This is a genomic window from Pseudomyxococcus flavus (genome assembly GCF_050038885.1).
GTDB classification, from domain to species: Bacteria; Myxococcota; Myxococcia; order Myxococcales; family Myxococcaceae; genus Myxococcus; species Myxococcus flavus.
On record NZ_CP143624.1, the window covers coordinates 5897900 to 5916918 of the forward strand.

At 70.3% G+C, this 19019-nt stretch carries 13 protein-coding genes; 9 read left to right on the plus strand and 4 right to left on the minus strand.

All coding sequences use genetic code 11. The annotated features are described in order from the left end of the window. Positions 1–15: 15 nt before the first annotated feature. From VZL07_RS24800 to rsmA, 4 genes are all read left to right on the plus strand, one after another. The gene (locus VZL07_RS24800) at positions 16–5574 is read left to right on the plus strand and encodes a J domain-containing protein (RefSeq protein ID WP_426750110.1); all 5559 of its coding nucleotides are present in this window, start codon (positions 16–18) and stop codon (positions 5572–5574) included. 199 nt (positions 5575–5773) lie between these two features. Next, the gene (locus VZL07_RS24805; protein ID WP_426750111.1) at positions 5774–8800 is read left to right on the plus strand and encodes a response regulator; all 3027 of its coding nucleotides are present in this window, start codon (positions 5774–5776) and stop codon (positions 8798–8800) included. Between the two features lie 50 nt (positions 8801–8850). Next, positions 8851–9846 carry a tRNA (adenosine(37)-N6)-threonylcarbamoyltransferase complex transferase subunit TsaD gene (tsaD, locus tag VZL07_RS24810; RefSeq protein WP_426750113.1) on the plus strand — a complete coding sequence of 332 codons (996 nt, stop codon included), beginning with the start codon at positions 8851–8853 and terminating at the stop codon, positions 9844–9846. Between the two features lie 14 nt (positions 9847–9860). After that, positions 9861–10703, plus strand: coding sequence for a 16S rRNA (adenine(1518)-N(6)/adenine(1519)-N(6))-dimethyltransferase RsmA (gene rsmA, locus VZL07_RS24815; protein ID WP_426750114.1), 843 nt, complete (start codon positions 9861–9863; stop codon positions 10701–10703). A 7-nt stretch (positions 10704–10710) separates the two neighbouring features. Here rsmA and VZL07_RS24820 read toward each other — a convergent pair whose 3' ends face one another. Beyond that, a complete protein-coding gene (locus tag VZL07_RS24820; RefSeq protein ID WP_426750116.1) occupies positions 10711–10989 on the minus strand; it encodes a hypothetical protein in 279 nt (92 codons plus the stop codon). A gap of 210 nt (positions 10990–11199) precedes the next feature. Between VZL07_RS24820 and VZL07_RS24825 the strand changes: the two genes are divergently transcribed. From VZL07_RS24825 to VZL07_RS24845, 5 genes are all read left to right on the plus strand, one after another. Then, the gene (locus VZL07_RS24825) at positions 11200–11844 is read left to right on the plus strand and encodes a deoxynucleoside kinase (protein WP_426750117.1); all 645 of its coding nucleotides are present in this window, start codon (positions 11200–11202) and stop codon (positions 11842–11844) included. 163 nt (positions 11845–12007) lie between these two features. Beyond that, positions 12008–12919, plus strand: a complete 912-nt coding sequence (gene panB / locus VZL07_RS24830; protein WP_426750118.1) for a 3-methyl-2-oxobutanoate hydroxymethyltransferase — start codon at positions 12008–12010, stop codon at positions 12917–12919. 2 nt (positions 12920–12921) lie between these two features. Further along, complete coding sequence (gene panC, locus VZL07_RS24835) at positions 12922–13800, plus strand: pantoate--beta-alanine ligase (protein WP_426750119.1); 879 nt, start codon at positions 12922–12924, stop codon at positions 13798–13800. After that, positions 13797–14285: an SsrA-binding protein SmpB gene (smpB, locus tag VZL07_RS24840; RefSeq protein ID WP_426750120.1), complete on the plus strand. Its 489-nt coding sequence runs from the start codon at positions 13797–13799 to the stop codon at positions 14283–14285. The genes panC and smpB overlap by 4 nt, the downstream gene beginning before the upstream one ends. A gap of 33 nt (positions 14286–14318) precedes the next feature. Then, positions 14319–14840 carry a ClpXP protease specificity-enhancing factor SspB gene (locus tag VZL07_RS24845; RefSeq protein WP_426750122.1) on the plus strand — a complete coding sequence of 174 codons (522 nt, stop codon included), beginning with the start codon at positions 14319–14321 and terminating at the stop codon, positions 14838–14840. 168 nt (positions 14841–15008) lie between these two features. Here the strand turns inward: VZL07_RS24845 and VZL07_RS24850 are convergent, their stop codons facing one another. Genes VZL07_RS24850 through VZL07_RS24860 form a run of 3 tightly spaced genes read right to left on the minus strand, consistent with a single transcriptional unit; the run spans position 15009 to position 19012 of the window. After that, positions 15009–16895 (minus strand): protein kinase domain-containing protein, encoded by a 1887-nt coding sequence (locus VZL07_RS24850; RefSeq protein WP_426750124.1) that lies wholly within the window; start codon positions 16893–16895, stop codon positions 15009–15011. Positions 16896–16910: 15 nt separating this feature from the next. Beyond that, on the minus strand, positions 16911–17249 hold the full coding sequence (locus VZL07_RS24855; RefSeq protein ID WP_426750125.1) for a DUF971 domain-containing protein: 339 nt from the start codon (positions 17247–17249) through the stop codon (positions 16911–16913). A 56-nt stretch (positions 17250–17305) separates the two neighbouring features. Then, the gene (locus tag VZL07_RS24860; RefSeq protein WP_426750126.1) at positions 17306–19012 is read right to left on the minus strand and encodes an HD domain-containing phosphohydrolase; all 1707 of its coding nucleotides are present in this window, start codon (positions 19010–19012) and stop codon (positions 17306–17308) included. Positions 19013–19019 lie beyond the last annotated feature (7 nt).

Consider the following 19019-nt stretch of genomic DNA (forward strand, 5'->3'; position numbering starts at 1 on the left):
ACACTGCGGCGACGCATGACCCCGTCGCAGGCCGCCGAAGCGCTGTACTCCGCCCACAAGTCCCGAGCCACCGGGTGGCTGACGCTTTCCTCGGGAGGGCGTGAGTCCCGGCTGCTGCTGCGCGAAGGGGACCTGGTGGGGACGCGGCTGGGCTTCGGCTACCAGAGCCCGGCCCAGGCGCTGCTGCAGTCCGGGCTCTTGGGGGCCGAGGCGCTGGATACCCTGTGGGCGCGGGGTGGGGCGGGGGCGCCGGACGAGGAGACGCTGGAGGAGTTCGGCCTAGTTCCGGAGGTGGTGACGGAACAGCAGGTCCTGGCGCACGTGCGGAGACTGAGCGCGCTGGCCGAGCGCGCCGCCTTCGAGCCAGGGGCGGTGGAGGCCGAGGAGTTCCGGCCCATCGCGGGGGCGCGGGTGGTGCGCGCGGCGCTGGAGGCGCCGGTTCGTGACGGCGCGGGGGCGCGGGTGTTCCGCTGTGAAGATGTCGAGGCCTGTGGCCCGTGGCTCACGGATGCGTCGGAGCGGGCGTTCCTGGAGACGCTGGCGGAGTTCCGGGAGCCGGAGTCGCTGACGCCCGCGCAGGAGGCCCTGCTGCTCGTGTTGGAGCGCGAGGGCTGGGTCCAGGCGCTCTCCGTGGAGGAGTGGGAGGAGCGCGAGCGGCTCCGGCGCGAGGAGGAAGAGGCACGGCGACGGGCGGAGGAAGCGGCGCGGCTCGAAGCAGAGCGCCTTGCTGAAGAGGCGCGTCTGGCGGAGGAGGCTCGGCTTGAAGCAGAGCGCCTTGCCGAGGAGGCGCGTCTCGCGGAGGAGGCTCGGCTCGCTGAAGAGGCGCGCCTCGAAGAGGAGCGTCGCCTCGAAGAGGAGCGTCGCCTCGCGGAGGAGGCGCGCCTCGCGGAGGAGGCGCGGCTTGAAGCGGAGCGCCTCGCGGAGGAGGCGCGGCTTGAAGAAGAGCGCCGACTTGCGGAGGAGGCGCGGCTCGAAGAAGAGCGTCGTCTCGCTGAGGAAGCGCGCCTTGCCGAAGAGGCCCGGCTCGCGGAAGAGGCGCGGCTGGCGGAAGAGGCACGCCTCGCGGAAGAGGCACGCCTCGCGGAAGAGGCGCGGCTTGAAGCGGAGCGCCTAGTCGAGGAGGCGCGGCTGGCGGAAGAGGCTCGTCTCGCGGAAGAGGCCCGGCTCGAAGAAGAGCGACGCTTGGCTGAAGCGGCCCGGCTGGCGGAAGAGGCGCGGCTGGCGGAAGAGGCTCGTTTCGCGGAAGAGGCCCGGCTCGAAGCGGAGCGCCTTGCCGAAGAAGCCCGGCTCGCCGAAGAGGCCCGGCTCGAAGCGGAGCGCCTTGCCGAAGAAGCCCGGCTCGCCGAAGAGGCCCGCCTTGCCGAAGAGGCTCGGCTCGAAGCGGAGCGCCTTGCCGAAGAGGCCCGGCTGGCGGAAGAGGCCCGGCTTGAAGCCGAGCGTCTCGCTGAAGAGGCTCGCATCGCAGAGGAGGCGCGGCTCGAAGCCGAGCGTCTCGCCGAAGAGGCGCGGCTTGAAGAAGAGCGGCGGCTGGCCGAAGCGGCCCGACTTGAAGCAGAGCGTCTCGCCGAAGAGGCGCGGTTGGCCGAAGAGGCGCGCCTCGCCGAAGAGGCGCGGCTCGAAGCCGAGCGTCTAGCTGAAGAGGCGCGCCTCGCGGAAGAGGCGATTCTTGAAGAGGAGCGTCGGATCGCTGAGGAAGCGCGTCTCGCCGAAGAGGCCCGGCTCGCGGAGGAGGCTCGCCTTGAGGCCGAGCGCCTTGCCGAAGAGGCGCGTCTTGCTGAAGAAGCTCGTCTCGAAGCCGAACGCCAAGCTGAAGAGGCTCGACTTGAAGAGGAGCGGCGTCTTGCGGAAGAGGCTCGGGTCGAGGCAGAGCGTCTTGCTGAGGAGGCCCGGCTCGCCGAAGAAGCTCGGATCGAGGAAGAGCAGCGTCTAGCCGAAGAAGCGCGCCTTGAAGAGGAGCGCCGCCTTGCTGAGGAAGCCCGGCTCGAAGCGGAGCGCCAAGCAGAAGAAGCCCGGCTTGCTGAGGAAGCCCGCCTCGCCGAAGAGGCTCGCCTTGAGGAAGAGCGACGACTCGCGGAGGAGGCGCGGCTTGAAGCGGAGCGACTAGCCGAGGAGGCGCGGCTGGCCGAAGAGGCGCGTCTCGCCGAAGAGGCTCGCCTTGAAGAGGAGCGTCGCCTCGCCGAAGAAGCTCGGCTCGAAGAAGAGCGGCGCTTGGCTGAAGAGGCGCGTCTGGCGGAGGAGGCGCGGCTCGCCGAAGAAGCTCGGCTCGAAGAAGAGCGGCGCTTGGCTGAAGAGGCGCGTCTGGCGGAGGAGGCGCGGCTCGAAGAAGAGTGGCGCTTGGCTGAAGAGGCGCGTCTGGCAGAAGAGGCGCGCCTTGAAGAGGAGCGTCGCCTCGCTGAGGAAGCGCGCCTCGCCGAAGAGGCGCGGCTCGAAGAAGAGCGTCGTCTCGCGGAGGAGGCGCGCCTTGAAGAAGAGCGCCGACTTGCGGAGGAGGCGCGGCTCGAAGAAGAGCGTCGTCTCGCTGAGGAAGCGCGCCTTGCCGAAGAGGCCCGGCTCGCGGAAGAGGCGCGGCTGGCGGAAGAGGCACGCCTCGCGGAAGAGGCACGCCTCGCGGAAGAGGCGCGGCTTGAAGCGGAGCGCCTAGCCGAGGAGGCGCGGCTGGCGGAAGAGGCTCGTCTCGCGGAAGAGGCCCGGCTCGAAGAAGAGCGACGCTTGGCTGAAGCGGCCCGGCTGGCGGAAGAGGCGCGGCTGGCGGAAGAGGCTCGTTTCGCGGAAGAGGCCCGGCTCGAAGCGGAGCGCCTTGCCGAAGAAGCCCGGCTCGCCGAAGAGGCCCGGCTCGAAGCGGAGCGCCTTGCCGAAGAAGCCCGGCTCGCCGAAGAGGCCCGCCTTGCCGAAGAGGCTCGGCTCGAAGCGGAGCGCCTTGCCGAAGAGGCCCGGCTGGCGGAAGAGGCCCGGCTTGAAGCCGAGCGTCTCGCTGAAGAGGCTCGCATCGCAGAGGAGGCGCGGCTCGAAGCCGAGCGTCTCGCCGAAGAGGCGCGGCTTGAAGAAGAGCGGCGGCTGGCCGAAGCGGCCCGACTTGAAGCAGAGCGTCTCGCCGAAGAGGCGCGGTTGGCCGAAGAGGCGCGCCTCGCCGAAGAGGCGCGGCTCGAAGCCGAGCGTCTAGCTGAAGAGGCGCGCCTTGCCGAAGAGGCCCGCCTCGCGGAAGAGGCACGGCTTGAAGCCGAGCGCGCAGCCGAAGCGGCACGTCTTGCGGAAGAGGCCCGCATTGAAGCCGAGCGCGTGGCCGAAGAGGCCCGCCTCGCGGAAGAAGCCCGCATTGAAGCCGAGCGCGCAGTCGAAGCGGCCCGCCTCGCCGAAGAGGCTCGGCTCGCGGAAGAGGCCCGCATCGAGGCTGAGCGCCTCGCCGAGGAAGCCCGGCTCGCGGAGGAGCGCCGGCTCGCCGAATCGGCCCGCGTGGCGGAGGAGGCCCGCCGAGCCGAGGAGATCTGGGCCGCGGAGGAAGCCCGCCTCGCCGAGGTCGCGCGCGTCGAGGAGGAAGCCCGTCGCGCCGAAGAGGCCCGTCAGGCCGAGGCGGTCCGCCTCGAGGTCGAGCGCCGTCGCGCGGAAGCCGTCCGTCGCGCCAAGGAGACGCGCGCCGCCGAGCAGGCCCGTGTCGCCGAAGAGGCCCGTCTCGCCCAGGAGGCCGCGCAGTCCGCCCAAGCCATTCCCGAGCTCGCGCCCGAAGACGTCGAGGCCCTGACGCTCGACGTGGGCGACATCCTCCTCACGGAAGTGCCCGCGCAGGACACCGACACCGAGGCGGACACCTGGGCTGATGACACTCCCGAAAAGCGCGCTGCCGGGCTGGACCTGTCGTCGCAGGCCGAAAGCCCCGATGCCATCCGCGTCGCGCGGCAGAAAGCCCAGGCCGAGCTCCTCCGCGACATGGAGGAGGCGCTGCGCCGCTCGAAGTCGCAGCCGCTGGAGCCTTGGCTCGCGGACGAGCCACCGCGTCCTACGCCGCCCACGCGGACGCAGGACCGCGTCCCCGTCCAGAACGAGCCCTGGCGCACCTCGCAGATCTCCCTCACCGACTCGACGGAGTCCGAGGCCGAGCTCCCGCTGCTGGAAGTCGAACCGGAACCCGAGGTGTGGGACTCCGCCGTCGCCGTCTCGGAGCCGCTGCCCTCGCCGCAGTCCGCCCAGACCTCCTCGAAAGGCCCGCCAGTCCTCCTGCCCGTGCCCGAAGACGACGCGGACATCCTCCTGGAGGCCTCCCCGGAGGAGGAGGACGGCAGCGACTGGGCCACGCAGCAGCCCGCGGCGACGCCTGTCAAGGCAGGGTCGGCCGCGCCCAAGTCGGGTGACGAGGACCTCTGGCGCATCGTCGCCTTCGACAAGGACGAGGGCGCCGACACGCTGACGGCATCCTTCGAGGCCGCGCTCCTTCAGGTAGACTCGCACCTGGAGTCGCTCGTCCGCTCGGATGTCAATCAGGCGAACGCGGGTTTCGACGAGCCCCCCGTCGAGGCCATTGTCGAAGCGACCATCGAACCGGTAGCACCTGCACCATCGGGGGCCTTCCCCGGTGACAACTCATGGCCAAGTGGCCAGACTGACTGGGACGAGCCGTCCGGAGATCTGGACGACTGGGACTTTGACGAGGACGACGTGTCGGCTGATCCCTCCAACCCCGACGAGGCAGCAAAGCTCCGGCGTCAGCGCCTGTTGCGCCGCGCGATGGAGAACATGGGTGTCCTCGGTGGACGCACGCCCCCGGTGCCGGGCGCCGCCGCCACGCCCGAGCCCGCCGCGGCGCCAGCCGCCGCCGAGCCTCCCAGGCCCGATGAGGCGCGCCTCGTCCAGCAACTCGAGCAGCGCTACGCGGACGTCCAGGCCAAGCGCGACCACTTCTACGTGCTCGGCGTTCCGCAGGACGCCACGCGTGACCAGGTGAAGACCGCGTTCCTCAACCTGGCCAAGGTCTTCCACCCGGACCGGCTGCCGCCGTCGCTGCCGCACATGGCGCCGAAGATCACCGCCGTGTTCGAGGCCATCCGCGAGGCCTACGAAGTCCTCTACGACGACGCGCGCCGCAAGACGTACCAGCAGAACCTCCAGGCCCAGCAGGCCCTGCCCAAGCCTCCCGCGTCCGCGGCTCCCGCCGCCCCGGTGCTTCGCCCGCAGGGCCGCGCCGACAGCAACGCCGATGACCTCTACAAGATGGGTGAGGTCTTCTTCCGCAAGCGCGACTTCACGACGGCCTCGGACCACTACGAGCGCGCCTACGCCCTGGACCCCAAGCCGATGTACCTGGCCGCCCGCGCCTGGGCCATCTACATGGACCCCGCGCGCAAGGCGGACATGCCGAAGGCCAAGCAGATGATGATCGACGCGGTCAGAACTGACCCGAATTGTGATCGCGCGCACTACCAGCTCGGTGTCATCGCCCGCGTCGAGGGCGACATGGACCGCGCCGAGCGCTGCTTCCGCGAGGCGGTGCGCGCAAACCCCAAGCACCTGGAAGCGAACCAGGAGCTGCGGCTCATCGACATGCGCAAGAAGAACCCTCCGAAGAAGGGAGGCTTCTTCCGCTGACGCGGTAGGCCTCACCCTGGGTACGGGTAGTCCACCCAGGCCCGATTCGACCCTCCCCCGCACCTGGCTTTCGCCGCCTGTCCAGCAGGAGGCCAGCCGGGCTCCCTACCGGCCCAACCCATTGACATGCCTGGAAAGCGGGCAGGATGCTGCCGCGTCAGGCTCCCTGGGCCGTCTGCAGTGACGAAAGGCATGGAACGTGGCCAAGCAGCACCTGCTCCTGGTCGATGGTGACGCGAAGAGCCTCCGGGTCATGGAGGTCAGCCTGAAGAAGGCTGGCTTCTCCGTGACGACGGCCATTCACGGCAAGGATGCGCTCGAGAAGGTCCAGATCAGCCCTCCGGACCTCGTGCTCGCGGACACGAAGATGCCGGAGATGGACGGCTTCGAGCTGTGCAAGACGCTCAAGTCCGACGAGCGCTTCAAGTTCATCCCGTTCGTCTTCCTGACGAGTCAGAAGTCGGTCGAGTTCAAGGTGCGCGGCCTGGAGCTCGGCGGTGACGACTACCTGACCAAGCCGATCTACATCAAAGAGATCGTCACCCGCGTGAAGATGATCCTCCAGAAGGCGGAGAAGGAGAGGATCGAGAAGCGGGAGACGACGAAGGGCGGCTTCGCCGGCAGCCTCGCCGACATGGGCGTGGTGGACCTGGTCCAGACGTTCGAGATTGGCCGCAAGACGGGCCTCATCAACATCCAGGGCGAGCGCACCGGCACCGTCTACTTCAAGGATGGCCGCGTCATCGACGCGGAGCTGGGACGGCTCAAGGGCGAGAACGCCTTTTACCGGATGCTGAACACCTTCGAGGGGCAGTTCGAGGTGCAGTTCAGCGCGCTGGACCGTCCGGAGCGCATCGAAATCTCCACGCAGGGTCTGCTGATGGAGGGCATGCGCCGCCTCGACGAGTGGGGCCGCATGCTCGAGCAGCTGCCGCCGCTCGAGACGGTGTTCGAGATTGACTACCACCAGCTCGCCGACCGCCTGTCGGAGATTCCGGACGAGGTGAACGGCCTCCTGCGGCTCTTCGATGGCAAGCGTGCCCTGAGCCGCGTGGTGGAGGACTCGGACTTCGAGGACCTGGCCGCGCTGGGCATCATCAGCAAGCTGTACTTCGAGGGCCTCATCCGCGAGCTGGGCCATGCGCCGCTGGAGCCGGTGCAGAGCAGCAAGCCCGGCATCGAGCAGTGGCTCAACACGGCGCCGCCGGCCAGCTCGGCCGTGGAGCCCGCGCCGCCCGCGCCGGAGACTCCGCCGCAGCCTGTCCCCGAGGCCGCGGTGCCCGAAGCGTCGCCCGAGGCCGCGCCCGTCGTGCCGGAGGCCTCGGCACGGCCCATGCCGCAGAGCGTGCTGGCGCCGCCCGCGGGTGTGGAGGAAGAGCCGGCAGCGCAGCCTCGAACGCCCACCGCGCCGCAGCAGCCGGCGAACGTGGTCGTCTTCCACGCGCGGCCCAAGACGCCTGAACCCGAGGCCCCATCGCAGCCGCCGGACGCGCTGCCCCCCGCGCAGGAGGGGTCGTCCTTCCTGGTCGAGCCGCCGCCCGCCCACCGCGCCGTGGAGCACGCGCGCCGCAGCCTGCTGCTGGACTGGAGCCGGGTGGACACCGAGGGCATCAGCGCGCCCACCACCTGGGGCCCCGGCTCCGGCTGGTCGCATTCGGCGCGAGCGCAGCGGGCGCCCGCCTATTCCGCGAGCACTGCTTCCACCGAGCCCGCCCCTGCGCCGCGCGCGCCCATCTTCGGTGGGGCGGCCATCGCGCCCAACCCGTTCCCGCCGGTTCCTCCGCCGACGCCCGCGCCCCCTTCGTCCGAGGTGACGCTGGTCAGCGGCAGTGGCTACGTGACGCCGCCGGTGCCGTCCGTGGCACCGGTGCACGTCGACGCCGAGCCCATTTCCTTGGCTGAGGAAGCGCCTGCCGCGCCCCAGCTCGCGCTTCCGCCCTATCCAGGGCATGGCGTGCCCGAGCTGGCCGTCGAGCCGCCTACGCCGAGCGCGCCGTTGTCCAGCACCGTGGGGCCGTCGACGTCTCCCGCGGACGTTGCTGTCGCGACGGGCTCGCCGGGGCAGTCGGCTGCTGCCATGCCGTCCGGCCCGGTGAATGGTGCGCTGGATTCATCGGCGCCTCCCGTGAACGGTGCGTTGGCCTCGTCGGTGCATCCCGCGACGGGTGCGGCGTCGTCGGCGGCTTCTGCACATGCCGCGACGGGTGCATTGGCTTCGGCGGCGCATGCCTCGAATGGAGCGCCAGCCGCATCGACGCATCCCGCGAATGGTGCGTCGGCCTCGTCAGCCCCGTCCGCGAATGGTGCGTCGGCCGCGTCGACGCAGTCCGCGAATGGAGCGCCAGCCGCTTCGGCGAACCCCGCGAATGGCGTCCCGGCTTCGTCGACGAAGCCCACCAACGGCGTGTCGGCTTCGGCCACGAAGCCTGCCGATGCGAAGTCCGCGGCGCAGTCGACGGCCACCCGGCCGGGCGATGACGCCGCGGTGGCCAGCGCGGTACGCCCCAAGCGCACCGGCCTCATCATTGGTGCGGCGCTGGTGCTGATGGGGGCTGTCGCTGCCGTCGTTGTCGGCACGGGCGGGAGCTCTTCTGAGACGCCGCCGCCGAAACCGTCGCCCGCCGCGGTGGAAGCGCCGCAGCCCTCCAGCAATGGGGCCACGCAGAAGCCTCCGCCGCAAGAGACGCCGCCCGCTGAAGCCGCGGCCCAGGCGCCCGAGCCGCCGCCCGTGGAGCCTCCCGCCGCCACGCCCGACGCGGGCGCCGCGGTCGCGGAGGCGCCCAAGACTCCCGAGGAAGCGCCCACGGAGCCCGCGGCGGCGCCAGAGCCCGCGGCACCCGCCGTGGACCCGGAGGTCGAGTTCGCCACGCTGGTGAAGCAGGCCAAGTCCGCCATCGTTGCCGGGCGGTTCCGGTCGGCCGCGGGCAGCTACCGCAAGGCGCTGGCGCTCAAGCCGTCCGCCACGGAGGCGAAGGCGGGGCTGGGCATCGCGCTGGTCAACGGCTTCACCTCCGACGGGGCCTACCGCGAGGCGGCCAAGCTCCTCCAGGAGGTGGTCAAGGAGGAGGCCTCCAACGCCCGGGCCTGGCTGTCGCTGGGCATGGCGCTGCAGTTCACCGGAAAGAATTCCCAGGCAGCCGAGGCCTACAAGCAGTACTTGTTGCTGGAACCGACGGGGTCCTCCGCCGAAGAGGTCCGCACGTTGCTCAGGGGGCTGGGCAACTGAGCGGGTGGCGGCCCCACTTCCCCTCAATGGCCCCTGAGAAGTGAGCCGCCTTGCTCGTCCTTGGACTGGAAACCTCGTGTGATGAGACCGCTGCCGCCGTCGTGGAGGACGGCCGCCGCGCGTTGTCGGATGTCGTCTCCACGCAGGTGGACATCCACCGGCGGTGGGGCGGGGTGGTGCCGGAGCTGGCCAGCCGCAACCACATCGTCCAGGTGCTCCCCGTCGTCCACGAGGCCCTGACGCGCGCGAACAAGACGCTCGACGACGTGGACCTCATCGCCGTCACGTCCGGCCCCGGCCTCATCGGCGCGCTGCTGGTGGGCGTGCAGGTGGCCAAGGGCCTGAGCCTCGCGACAGGCAAGCCCTTCGTGGGGGCCAACCACCTGGAGGGGCACCTGCTGGCCATCCGGCTGCTGGAGGTGGCGCCGGAGCCGCCGTTCCTCGGGCTCGTCGTCTCTGGCGGACATACCAGCCTCTATGAGGTGCAGGCGTATGGCCAGTACCGGCTGGTGGGCAGCACCCGCGACGACGCGGCCGGCGAGGCCTATGACAAGACAGCGCGCATCCTCGGCCTGCCGTACCCGGGCGGGCTGCCCATCGACCAGCTCGCGCAGCAGGGGAACCCGGAGGCCATCCGCTTCCCGCGCGCGTTACCCGGCGACAACTTCGATGTCTCCTTCTCGGGGCTGAAGACGGCGGTGCTGCACCACGTGCAGAAGCACGGCGTTCCGCAGGGTCAGGCGCTGGCGGACCTGTGCGCCTCCTTCCAGGAGGCCGTGGCGGACGTGCTGTCGAAGAAGCTGGTGGCCGCCGCGCGCCGGCTGGGCCACAAGCAGCTCGTGCTCTGCGGCGGCGTGGCGGCGAACTCGCGGCTGCGGGCGCTGTGTCAGGCGAGGGCCGAGGAGCGCGGGCTGAACATGTTCCTGCCGCCGGTGCGGCTGTGCACCGACAATGGCGCCATGATTGCGGTGGCGGGGTATGAGGCGTACCGCCGCGGCCTGCGCGGAGACTTCCGCCTCGCCGCCGACCCGGCCTGGCGCATGTAGAGGGGAGCAGACGGGTGGAATCGCCAAGAGACATCCTCAAGCGGCATGGCCTGCGCGCCAAGTACAGCTGGGGACAGAACTTCCTCGGGGACGAGGACGCCCTGGAGGCCATCGCCGACGCACTGAACCTGCGCGCGGACGAGCCAGTGGTGGAGCTGGGCCCGGGCCTGGGGCACCTCACGCGCTTCCTGGCCGCCACCGGGGCCCGCGTCACCGCCGTGGAGCGGGACCGGGACATGGTGATGGTGCTGGAGAAGGAGGCCATCCCCGGCGTGCGCGTGGTGTCTGGCAACGCCGCCACGGTGGACTTCGCGGAGGTGGCCGGCGCCCCAGACGTCGCGCTGGCGGGCAACCTCCCGTATCACCTGACCAGCCCCATCCTGTTCCGCGTGCTGGAGCAGCGCGCCCATGTCTCGCGCGCCGTCTTCACGCTGCAGAAGGAAGTGGTGGAGCGGCTCGCCGCCGAGCCCGGCAATCGCGATTACGGCCTGCTCACGGTGCTGCTCGGCATGCACTACGACGCGGAGAACGTCCTCACCCTGGAGGCGTGGCGCTTCCATCCACCGCCGAAGGTGGACTCCGCGGTGCTGCGGCTGACGCGCCGCAAGGCCCCGCGCGCGCCCATCCTCGACGAGGCCCGCTTCACCCGCGTGGTGAAGGCGTCGTTCGCGCACCGGCGCAAGACGCTGCTCAACTCCATCAAGTCGGACCCGACGCTGGGCACGCAGGAGACGCTCACCGCCGCGCTGGAGGCCGCGGGGGTGGACCCGCAGCGCCGCGCGGAGACGCTGTCACCCGAGGAGTTCGCGGCCATCGAGCGCGCCCTCGGGCCCGTGGATACCCGGTCGGCGGGGTAGGGCGCCGCTAGCGCGCGCGCATGCCCAGCGCCTGGAGCAGGCCACCCTGCTGCTCCAGGTACGCGAAGAACTCGGCCTCCGGAATCCGCATCCGGGTGAGCACGCTCCGGAGGATGTCCTCCACCGTGCCGTCCTGCCGCCGCTTCAGCTCCATGGCCGTCTTCAGCAGCACCACGCCGTAGAGCGGATCCGGCTCCACGGGCGGTGCGGGCGCGCGCTGGGTGGGCGTGCTCTGGCGGGCCTCTTCCAGCCGCACCACTGTCTTCGCCCGTTGCCTGCCACTCATGTCCGGAGACCACCCCGCGCACACACCAAGAAGTCGCGCGGACCGTAGGGGATGCGTCCCGGAGCGTCAAGGGAGGCGGGGCCCCGTGGAAAATTGCCGGATTCCAGCGGCCATGTTGTGTTATCCGCCCGCGTGCGTGGCCGCGCCTTCGCGCGACGTCTCGCGCGCGCGGTCTCAACGCGCATTCCGCGGGCGGGAGGCCTCGGGCGGATGGACTACCGGTATATCGTGGTGGAAGGGCCCATTGGCGTGGGCAAGACGAGCCTCTCCAACATCCTCGCGGAGCGTCTGTCGGGACGTCGCATCCTCGAGGTGGTGGAGGAAAACCCCTTCCTCTCCAACTTCTACACGGACCGGCAGAAGTTCGCGTTCCAGACGCAGATCTTCTTCCTGCTCTCGCGCTTCCGGCAGCAGCAGGAGCTGTTCCAGCAAGACCTCTTCAGCTCGATGACGGTCAGCGACTACCTGTTCGCCAAGGACCGCATCTTCGCGCACCTCAACCTGGACGCGCACGAGCTGGCCCTCTACGAGCGCGTCTTCGAGGCGCTCGGGCCCCGCGTGGCCAAGCCAGACCTGGTCATCTACCTCCAGGCCCGCCTGGACGTCCTCCTGCACCGCATCAAGAAGCGCGGCCGGGAGTTCGAGCGCAAGTTCGACGCCTCCTATCTGGAGGGGCTCGTCCACGCCTACAACAACTTCTTCTTCCACTACACGGACACGCCGCTCCTCGTAGTGGATACCTCGGACATCGACTTCGTGAATGTCGAGGCAGACAGGGAAGACCTGCTCGCCACCATCCGGAAGGCGAAACCGGGCACCCAGCATTACGTTCCAAAGGCCTCCCGCCGGGGCTGAAAGCCAGGCTCCCGGCGGGACGCCCGCCTTCAATGCCCCCACGGCGAGCGCGGGGACGTTAGAGTGCGGTGGCGGACCCAGGACTCCCGGCGATCCCCAGCGGACGGCGAGGGGCGAATGGGCCCGTGCAGGCCGTTCAACCCGTAGCCATAGGAGGTGAACCGTGAAGGACAAGGTCACCATCCACACGCTGAAGCGCTTCAAGCAGATCGGTCAGAAGATCTGCATGGTCACTGCCTACGACGCCACGTTCGCCCACATCCTCGAGGAAGCGGGCGCGGACGTGCTGCTGGTGGGCGACTCGTTGGGCATGGTCATCCAGGGGCATGACTCCACGCTGCCAGTGACCATGGACCAGATGGTCTACCACACGGCCGCCGTCGCTCGCGGTGCGCGCAGGGCGCACGTCGTGGCCGACCTGCCCTTCATGAGCTACCAGGTGTCGACCCAGGAGGCGGTCCGCAACGCGGGCCGCCTGGTGGCGGAGGGTGGCGCTGGCAGCATCAAGCTGGAGGGCGGCGCCGAGTTCGCGGACACGGTGCGCGCCATCGTCCGCGCCAGCATCCCCGTCATGGGGCACCTGGGCCTGACGCCGCAGTCCGTCCACAAGATGGGCGGCTATGTCGTCCAGGGCCGTGGCGAGGACCAGGCGCGGCAGATTCTGGACGATGCGCTGGCGCTGGAGCAGGCCGGTGCCTACGCGCTGGTGCTGGAAGGCGTGCCCATGGACCTGGCGCGCACGGTGACGCAGAGCCTGTCCATCCCCACCATCGGCATTGGCGCCGGCGTGGAATGTGATGGCCAGGTGCTCGTCTGCTACGACCTCTTGGGGATGAACCCGGACTTCAAGCCCAAGTTCGTCAAGCGCTACGCCAACCTCCACGGCTCGATTACCGAGGCCGCGGGCGCCTACTTCGCGGAGGTCCGCAAGGGCTCCTTCCCGGACGAGGAGCACTCCTTCAAGGCGAACAAGAACATCCGTCTGGCGGCCAGTGCGCCGGCGGCCCGGGTGGAGCCGGCCGCGCCTGCCGACGGCGGCGAGAAGATGGGCCCCGTGTACGGGAGACCCGCCTAGTCATGGCGCCCGCCGTCCTGAGAACCGTGGCGGACGTGAAGGACTGGACGGCGGGCCTGCGCCGGGAAGGGCGCCAGCTCGCGCTGGTGCCCACCATGGGCTACCTGCACGAAGGTCACCTCTCGCTCATTCGCGAGGGCCGCCGGCGCGCCGACGCGGTGGCCGTGTCCATCTTCGTCAACCCCACGCAGTTCGGGCCCCGGGAGGACCTGTCCCGCTATCCCCGTGACTTCGAGGGGGACGTGGCCAAGTGCGCCAGCGCTGGCGCGCAGGCCATCTTCGCGCCGGAGAGCCCGGGGGTGATGTACCCGGGGGGCTACCAGACCTACGTGGAGGTGACGGACGTCAGCCAGGGCCTGTGTGGGGCCCGGCGGCCGGGGCACTTCCGCGGGGTGGCCACCATCGTCACCCAGCTCCTGTGCCTCTTCCGTCCGGAGGTGGCGCTCTTCGGCGAGAAGGACTACCAGCAGCTCCAGGTCATCCGTGCCCTCAACCGGGACCTGCACCTGGGCGCGGACATCGTTGGCATGCCGACCGTACGCGAGCCGGATGGCCTGGCGATGAGCAGCCGGAATGCCTACCTGTCCCCCGAGGAGCGGCAGCGGGCGCTGTCCCTCTCGAGAGGCCTGCGGGCCGCCCAGGCGCTGCTGCGCGAGGGCACGCGGGAGTCAGGCGCCCTGGTGGGGGCGGTCCGGCGCGAATTGGAGGCGGCCGGGCTTCGCGAGGACTACGTGGAACTGGTGGATGCGGAGCGGCTGTCCCCCCTGGCTTCGGTGGCGCCCGGGCAGCATGCCCGGTTGCTCGTCGCCGCCTTCAGTGGCACGACGCGCCTCATCGACAACATGCCATTGGGTGGTGAGGAGAACGCGGGACGCGTATGACATCCGGAGGGAAGGCGAAGGGAGTGGGCCGCGAGCCCGGCGTGAAGGTCATCGCGGAAAACCGTCGTGCGCGGTTCGACTACACGGTCGACGAGAAGCTGGAGGCTGGGCTGGCGTTGACGGGAAGCGAGGTGAAGTCACTGCGGGATGGAATCGCCAATCTGTCGGATGCCTACGCGCTCCCCAAGGGGGACGAGCTGTTCCTGCTCAACGCGAACATCGGCTCCTACAAGGCGGCGAGCGTCTTCGACCACACGCCGACCCGCGGCCGGAAGTTGTTGCTGCACCGAGGAGAAATCGACCGTTGGTCAGCCAAGGTGCGTGAGCGGGGTTATTCCATCATCCCGCTTGTGCTGTACTTCAGGAAAGGCCGTGCCAAGGTGGAGCTGGGGCTCTGCCGGGGCAAGACGCACGAGGACCGGCGCCACGACATCAAGGAGCGGGAGACGAAGCGGGAGATGGACCGGGCGATGCGCCGACGTTGAGAGGGGCGCCCGAAGTTCTTTCGCCGTACACCGATGGACGAAAAGAAGGTTCTCGACAAGAAGGAGCGGCTGCTGGCCGCGCTCGACCAGGGCATGGTGATGATTCACCTGGACGCGCGTCGTCCGGGCGTGCTCGTTCCGGCCTCCGTCAAGGGGGAGGCCCACCTGCGCCTCAACCTCTCCTACCGCTTCGACCCGCCCGACCTGACGGTGGGGGAGTGGGGCATCCGCTCCACCCTGAGCTTCTCCGGCTCGCGCTTCACCATCGCGGTGCCGTGGTCGGCGCTGTTCGCCATCGCCAGCCACGTGACGAAGGAGTTCTGGATGTATCCGGAGGACATGCCGCCGGAGCTGCTCCAGCAGAGCGCGCAGTCCCGTCCGGCCCAGCCGCTGCCCGTCGCTCCCGCGCCGGCTGCCGCGGAGCGCCCGCGGACCTTCCTGCGCGAGGTGCAGGGAGAGCGGCGTGACGAGCCGCCCTCCGACGTCCCTCCGACGGATGGCCCACCGGACGAGCCGTCGCCGCCGCGCCGCGGTCATCTGCGTCTGGTGAAGTAGGGCGCGCCCGGCGCGAGGGGGCCCCTGGCCCCGCTGCAGCAAGCGCCTTGCGGGGCTCGGGGCCGAGCGCCACGTGCCTCGCTTCGGCGCACTGCCTACGGGCGAGTCACTGGACTCGCCGCCGTGGCATGACAGCGGCGCTCGTCACTTGGCGACAGTGCGGCGCGCTCAGCGCTTCAGCTTGGCGTCGATGTGTGCCGCCTCGCCACCGGCGAATGTCCCCTTCCACGTGCGGTACCCCTTGAGGCGCACCTGAATGGGGACGCGCTTCTCCGAGAAACGGTTGTCGAGCCGCAGCGGCGTCGTCCCCACGGCCGTGTCACCAATCCAGACGGTGGCTCCGGATGGCTCGCTCTCCACGCTGAGCGTCGGGGCCGACAGGCGGAGGCCGGTGGCCGCCATCACCCGGATGAGCAGGGTGGAGCGCTGCGGCCACAGCCACAGGCCGCCTCCCAGCAGCGCCAGCACGATGAGCAATCCCACGGCCCGTTTCGCCCACGAGCGCCAGCCGCTGCCGGCTTCGTCGAGGCCGTCGCTCGCGGGCGGCCGCGGGCGCTCCTCCAACTCCAGCGCATCCGCGTCGGTGTGGAGCACGCTCTTCACGCCCGTGGTCGTGAACGACTGAGGAACGCTCTCCGCGAGCGACTGCTGCGCCGAGAGCTCCGGAAGCACTCCATGGCTGGACTGCGGCGCAGGGTAAAGCGCCGCCGAGGCCGCGCCCGTCATCGATGTCGCTGGCGCTCCTTGCGATGCCGTAGCGGTGCCTGACATCCCACAGTGCTCACAGCGAGCCGCATGCGCGGACCGCACCTGGTTGCAGCGAGGGCATCGATGCACCATCCGCCCACTGATGCTCAGGGCCGCGCCGCCCGGCATGGCGATGGGGCCTTCCTCGGGCTCACCGGCATGGGCGGCCGCCGACAGGGCGGAGGCCCTGCTGGAATCCGGCGAGGGCTCGGCGTGGTTCCGGGAGCGCGTCTCCGCCATCTTCAGCGCGGGCTCGGGCCGGTTCTTGATGCGTGTCTCCGCAAGCTTCTGCGCGGGGGCGGCCCCGTCCTTGGTGCGTGGCTCCGCCGTCTCCAGCACCGGTCCAGCGTGGCTCCGGGAGCGCGTCTCCGCCAGGGTGGCAGGCCCCGCCGCCTCGGCCTGTTCCCGCAGCGTGGGTGGCAAGCCCAGCTCGCGCATGAACGCAGCCAGCGTCTGCGACGTCGCGGGCTGGCCCGACTGCGCGAGCCAGCGCGCGAAGCCGTCGCTCAGTGACTCCGGCGAGTGGAACCGCTCCCCGGGCGCCGGGGCCAGCATTCGCATGACCGCGCCCGCAAGCGGAGCGGGCACGTCCTGGGGCGGCGGCACCGGGCGCGTCAGGATGGCATAGGCCACCGCGCTCGCGTCCTGCTCGGTGTGGAACGGATGCCGTCCCGTGAGCAGCTCGTAGAACACGATGCCCAGCGAGAACTGGTCGCTCGCGGCGGTCGCGGGCTCTCCGCGTAGCACCTCGGGCGCGCTGTAGGCCTCCTTCCCGCGAAAGAGGCCGGGGGCGGTGTGCGTCGGGCCGGCCATCCGCGCGATGCCGAAGTCCGTCAGCTTCACTTCACCCTCGCGCGACACGAGGATGTTGGAGGGAGACACGTCCCGGTGGGCCACCATCACCGGCTGCCCGTCGTGCACCTTCCGGTACGCATGGCCGAGCCCCGCCAGGCACTGGTGGACGACGAAGGCGGCCAGGTGCGGTGGGACGCGAACGCCCCGGCGCGCGGCCGTGCGCAGCAGCACCCCCAAATCCCAGCCGTCCACCAGCTCCATCACCAGGAAGAGCCCTTCGGGGCCCTGGCCCACGTCGTAGACGGTGGCGATGTTCTGGTGCTGGAGCAGCGTGGACAGCCGCGCCTCGGCCAGGAACATGCGCGCGATGTCGGGCTCACGCGCCAGGTCCGGCAGCACCCGCTTGATGGCCACCGGGCGCTCGAAGCCCTCCGCGCCGCGCGCCACGCCGAGGAACAGCTCCGCCATGCCTCCCGAGGCCAGTGGCCGGACAAGACGGTAGCGTTCGCTCATAGGGCCCTCACCAGGTCAGGCGGCGGGCTGGGTGACTTCGCGCAGCAGCTTCCACGGATAGATGCCGGTGGTGTGGCCGTCGCTGAAGCTGAAGGCCAGCGCATAGTTGCCCACGGGCTGCAGTTGCTGGATGCGGAGGTCGGCGGGGACCTTCGACGGGTCCAGCGTCCGCTTGTTCGTCCACTCGTCCACACACGCGGCGCAGGGGCACTGCTGGCGCAGCACCTGCGCGGTGGCGCCTGTCTTCACGCCGTCATCCCACGTCAGCTCCAGGCGCGCGCCGTCCGAGGACAGGCGTGCGTCCGTCGCGGTGACGGCTTGGGGGGCGGGCTTGATGCGGTCCCAGAAGCTCAACGTTTCACCTTCCAGCGTCTCAACAGTCTGGCGTCCTCCCTACCATCCTTCCAGCGTCAGGAGGCGAGCTTCACGGGCAGCCGGTGCCCTTCCAGCCGCACACCCTGCTTCGCCAGCACCTGCTTCAGGGCCTGGACCACCTTCGGGTCCAGCTGGGCGCCGCTGAGGTTGTCGAGGATTTCCATCGCCTTCTCCAGCGGCATGGCCTTCTGGTAGGGGCGGGTGGAGGTGCACGCGTCGAACGTGTCCGCGCACGCGACGATGCGGGCCAGCAGGGGGATGTCCTCGCCCTTCAGCTTGTCCGGGTAGCCGGTGCCGTCCCAGCGCTCGTGGTGGTGGCGGACGCACGCGCGCACGGCCCCCAGGAAGCTCACCGGCCCGATGATGGCGTCACCGATGGCGGGGTGCTCGCGCATGATGGCCATCTCCTGGTCCGTGAGCTTCGTCTGCTTGCAGAGGATGGACTCCACGATGCCAATCTTGCCGATGTCGTGGAGGATGCCGCCGTACTGGAGCTGCCGCAGCTCGCGCTCTGTGAGGTTCAGCTCCCGGCCAATCTGCACGGACACGTCGCCCACGCGCTGGCTGTGGCCCCGGGTGTACGCGTCCTTGGAGTCGATGGAGTTCGCCAGCGCGACGATGGTCTCCAGGTAGCCCTTCTCCAGACTCTCGTAGAGGCCCCGGTTCTCCATGTCGTACGCGAGCAGCTGCTTGCTCATGTAGTTGAACGTCTGGGCCAGCTCGCCCAGCTCGTTCTTCTGCGGGATGTCCACCTCGACGCCGAACTTGCCGTGCGCCAGCTCCAGCGCGCCGCTGATGAAGCCCTTGAGCGGGCGGGTGAGGTTCCGGGAGAAGAGCGCCGCCAGCACCACCGCCACCAGGATGGCGGCCCCCAGGCCCAGGAGGATGCGCTGCTCCATGGTGTCCACCTGGCGGTAGGCGTGCTCCACCGGCTGCTCGGAGACGATGGCCCAACCCAGCTCGGGCAGCGCCGTGTACGCGGCCACCACGGCGTTCCGGCCCTCGCCGAAGTTGCCGACGTGGAACATCTCCATGTCCGGCTTGCCCTCGAGCTGCTTGAGCAGGTGCGCCACCGGGCTGCGCCGCGACAGGTCCTCGCCCAGGTCCGCGATGCCGCCTCCGCCCGCGACGAGGTGCCCGCGCCGGTCCGCCAGGTAGGCGAAGCCGGTGCTGCCCACGCGCTCCTGCTCCAGCATGTTCCGCAGGTCCGCCAGCGACAGGTCCGCCGCGATATAACCCCGGACGGGCTCGCCCACGGGGAAGGCCAGCGTCAGCACGGGCTCGCCGCCATGGGTGTCCTTCACCACGTCCGCGTAGCGCACACCCTCCAGGTTCTCGAGCAGCGCGAGCGCGCGCTCCTCGTGGCCGGCCAGCGCTGTGGGGGGCACGTCGTGCTTGGAGAAGGCCTGGAGCCCCGGCAGCCGCTGGCCGTTCGCATCGAACACGGTGAGCGCCAGCACCTCGCGCCGCTGGTTGAGCACCGAGGCCAGGTGCGTCTGCTGGGCCTCCAGCGGCAGGCCGAAGAAGCCGGGCACGCGGGCCAGGCCCAGCACCGCGTCGGTGGGCTCACCCAGGATGATTTCGGCCTTGAGGCGCAGCTGCTTCACCCGCTCCTGCGCCAGCTCCTGCGCGTCGCGCACCAGCAGCTCGCGCGTATGGGAGACGGAGAGCCACCCCACCATCAGCGTGGGGACGACGCCCACGACCAGCATCAACAGGAGGATGGCTTTGAACAGGCGCACGGTGGGG

Excerpts from the sequence above, each read along its gene's own strand:
- VZL07_RS24800 (WP_426750110.1), top strand. The coding sequence starts at position 16 with ATGACCCCGTCGCAGGCCGCCGAAGCGCTGTACTCCGCCCACAAGTCC.
- VZL07_RS24820 (WP_426750116.1), bottom strand. The coding sequence starts at position 10,989 with ATGAGTGGCAGGCAACGGGCGAAGACAGTGGTGCGGCTGGAAGAGGCC.
- VZL07_RS24825 (WP_426750117.1), top strand. The coding sequence starts at position 11,200 with ATGGACTACCGGTATATCGTGGTGGAAGGGCCCATTGGCGTGGGCAAG.
- panC (WP_426750119.1), top strand. The coding sequence starts at position 12,922 with ATGGCGCCCGCCGTCCTGAGAACCGTGGCGGACGTGAAGGACTGGACG.
- smpB (WP_426750120.1), top strand. The coding sequence starts at position 13,797 with ATGACATCCGGAGGGAAGGCGAAGGGAGTGGGCCGCGAGCCCGGCGTG.
- VZL07_RS24845 (WP_426750122.1), top strand. The coding sequence starts at position 14,319 with ATGGACGAAAAGAAGGTTCTCGACAAGAAGGAGCGGCTGCTGGCCGCG.
- VZL07_RS24850 (WP_426750124.1), bottom strand. The coding sequence starts at position 16,895 with ATGAGCGAACGCTACCGTCTTGTCCGGCCACTGGCCTCGGGAGGCATG.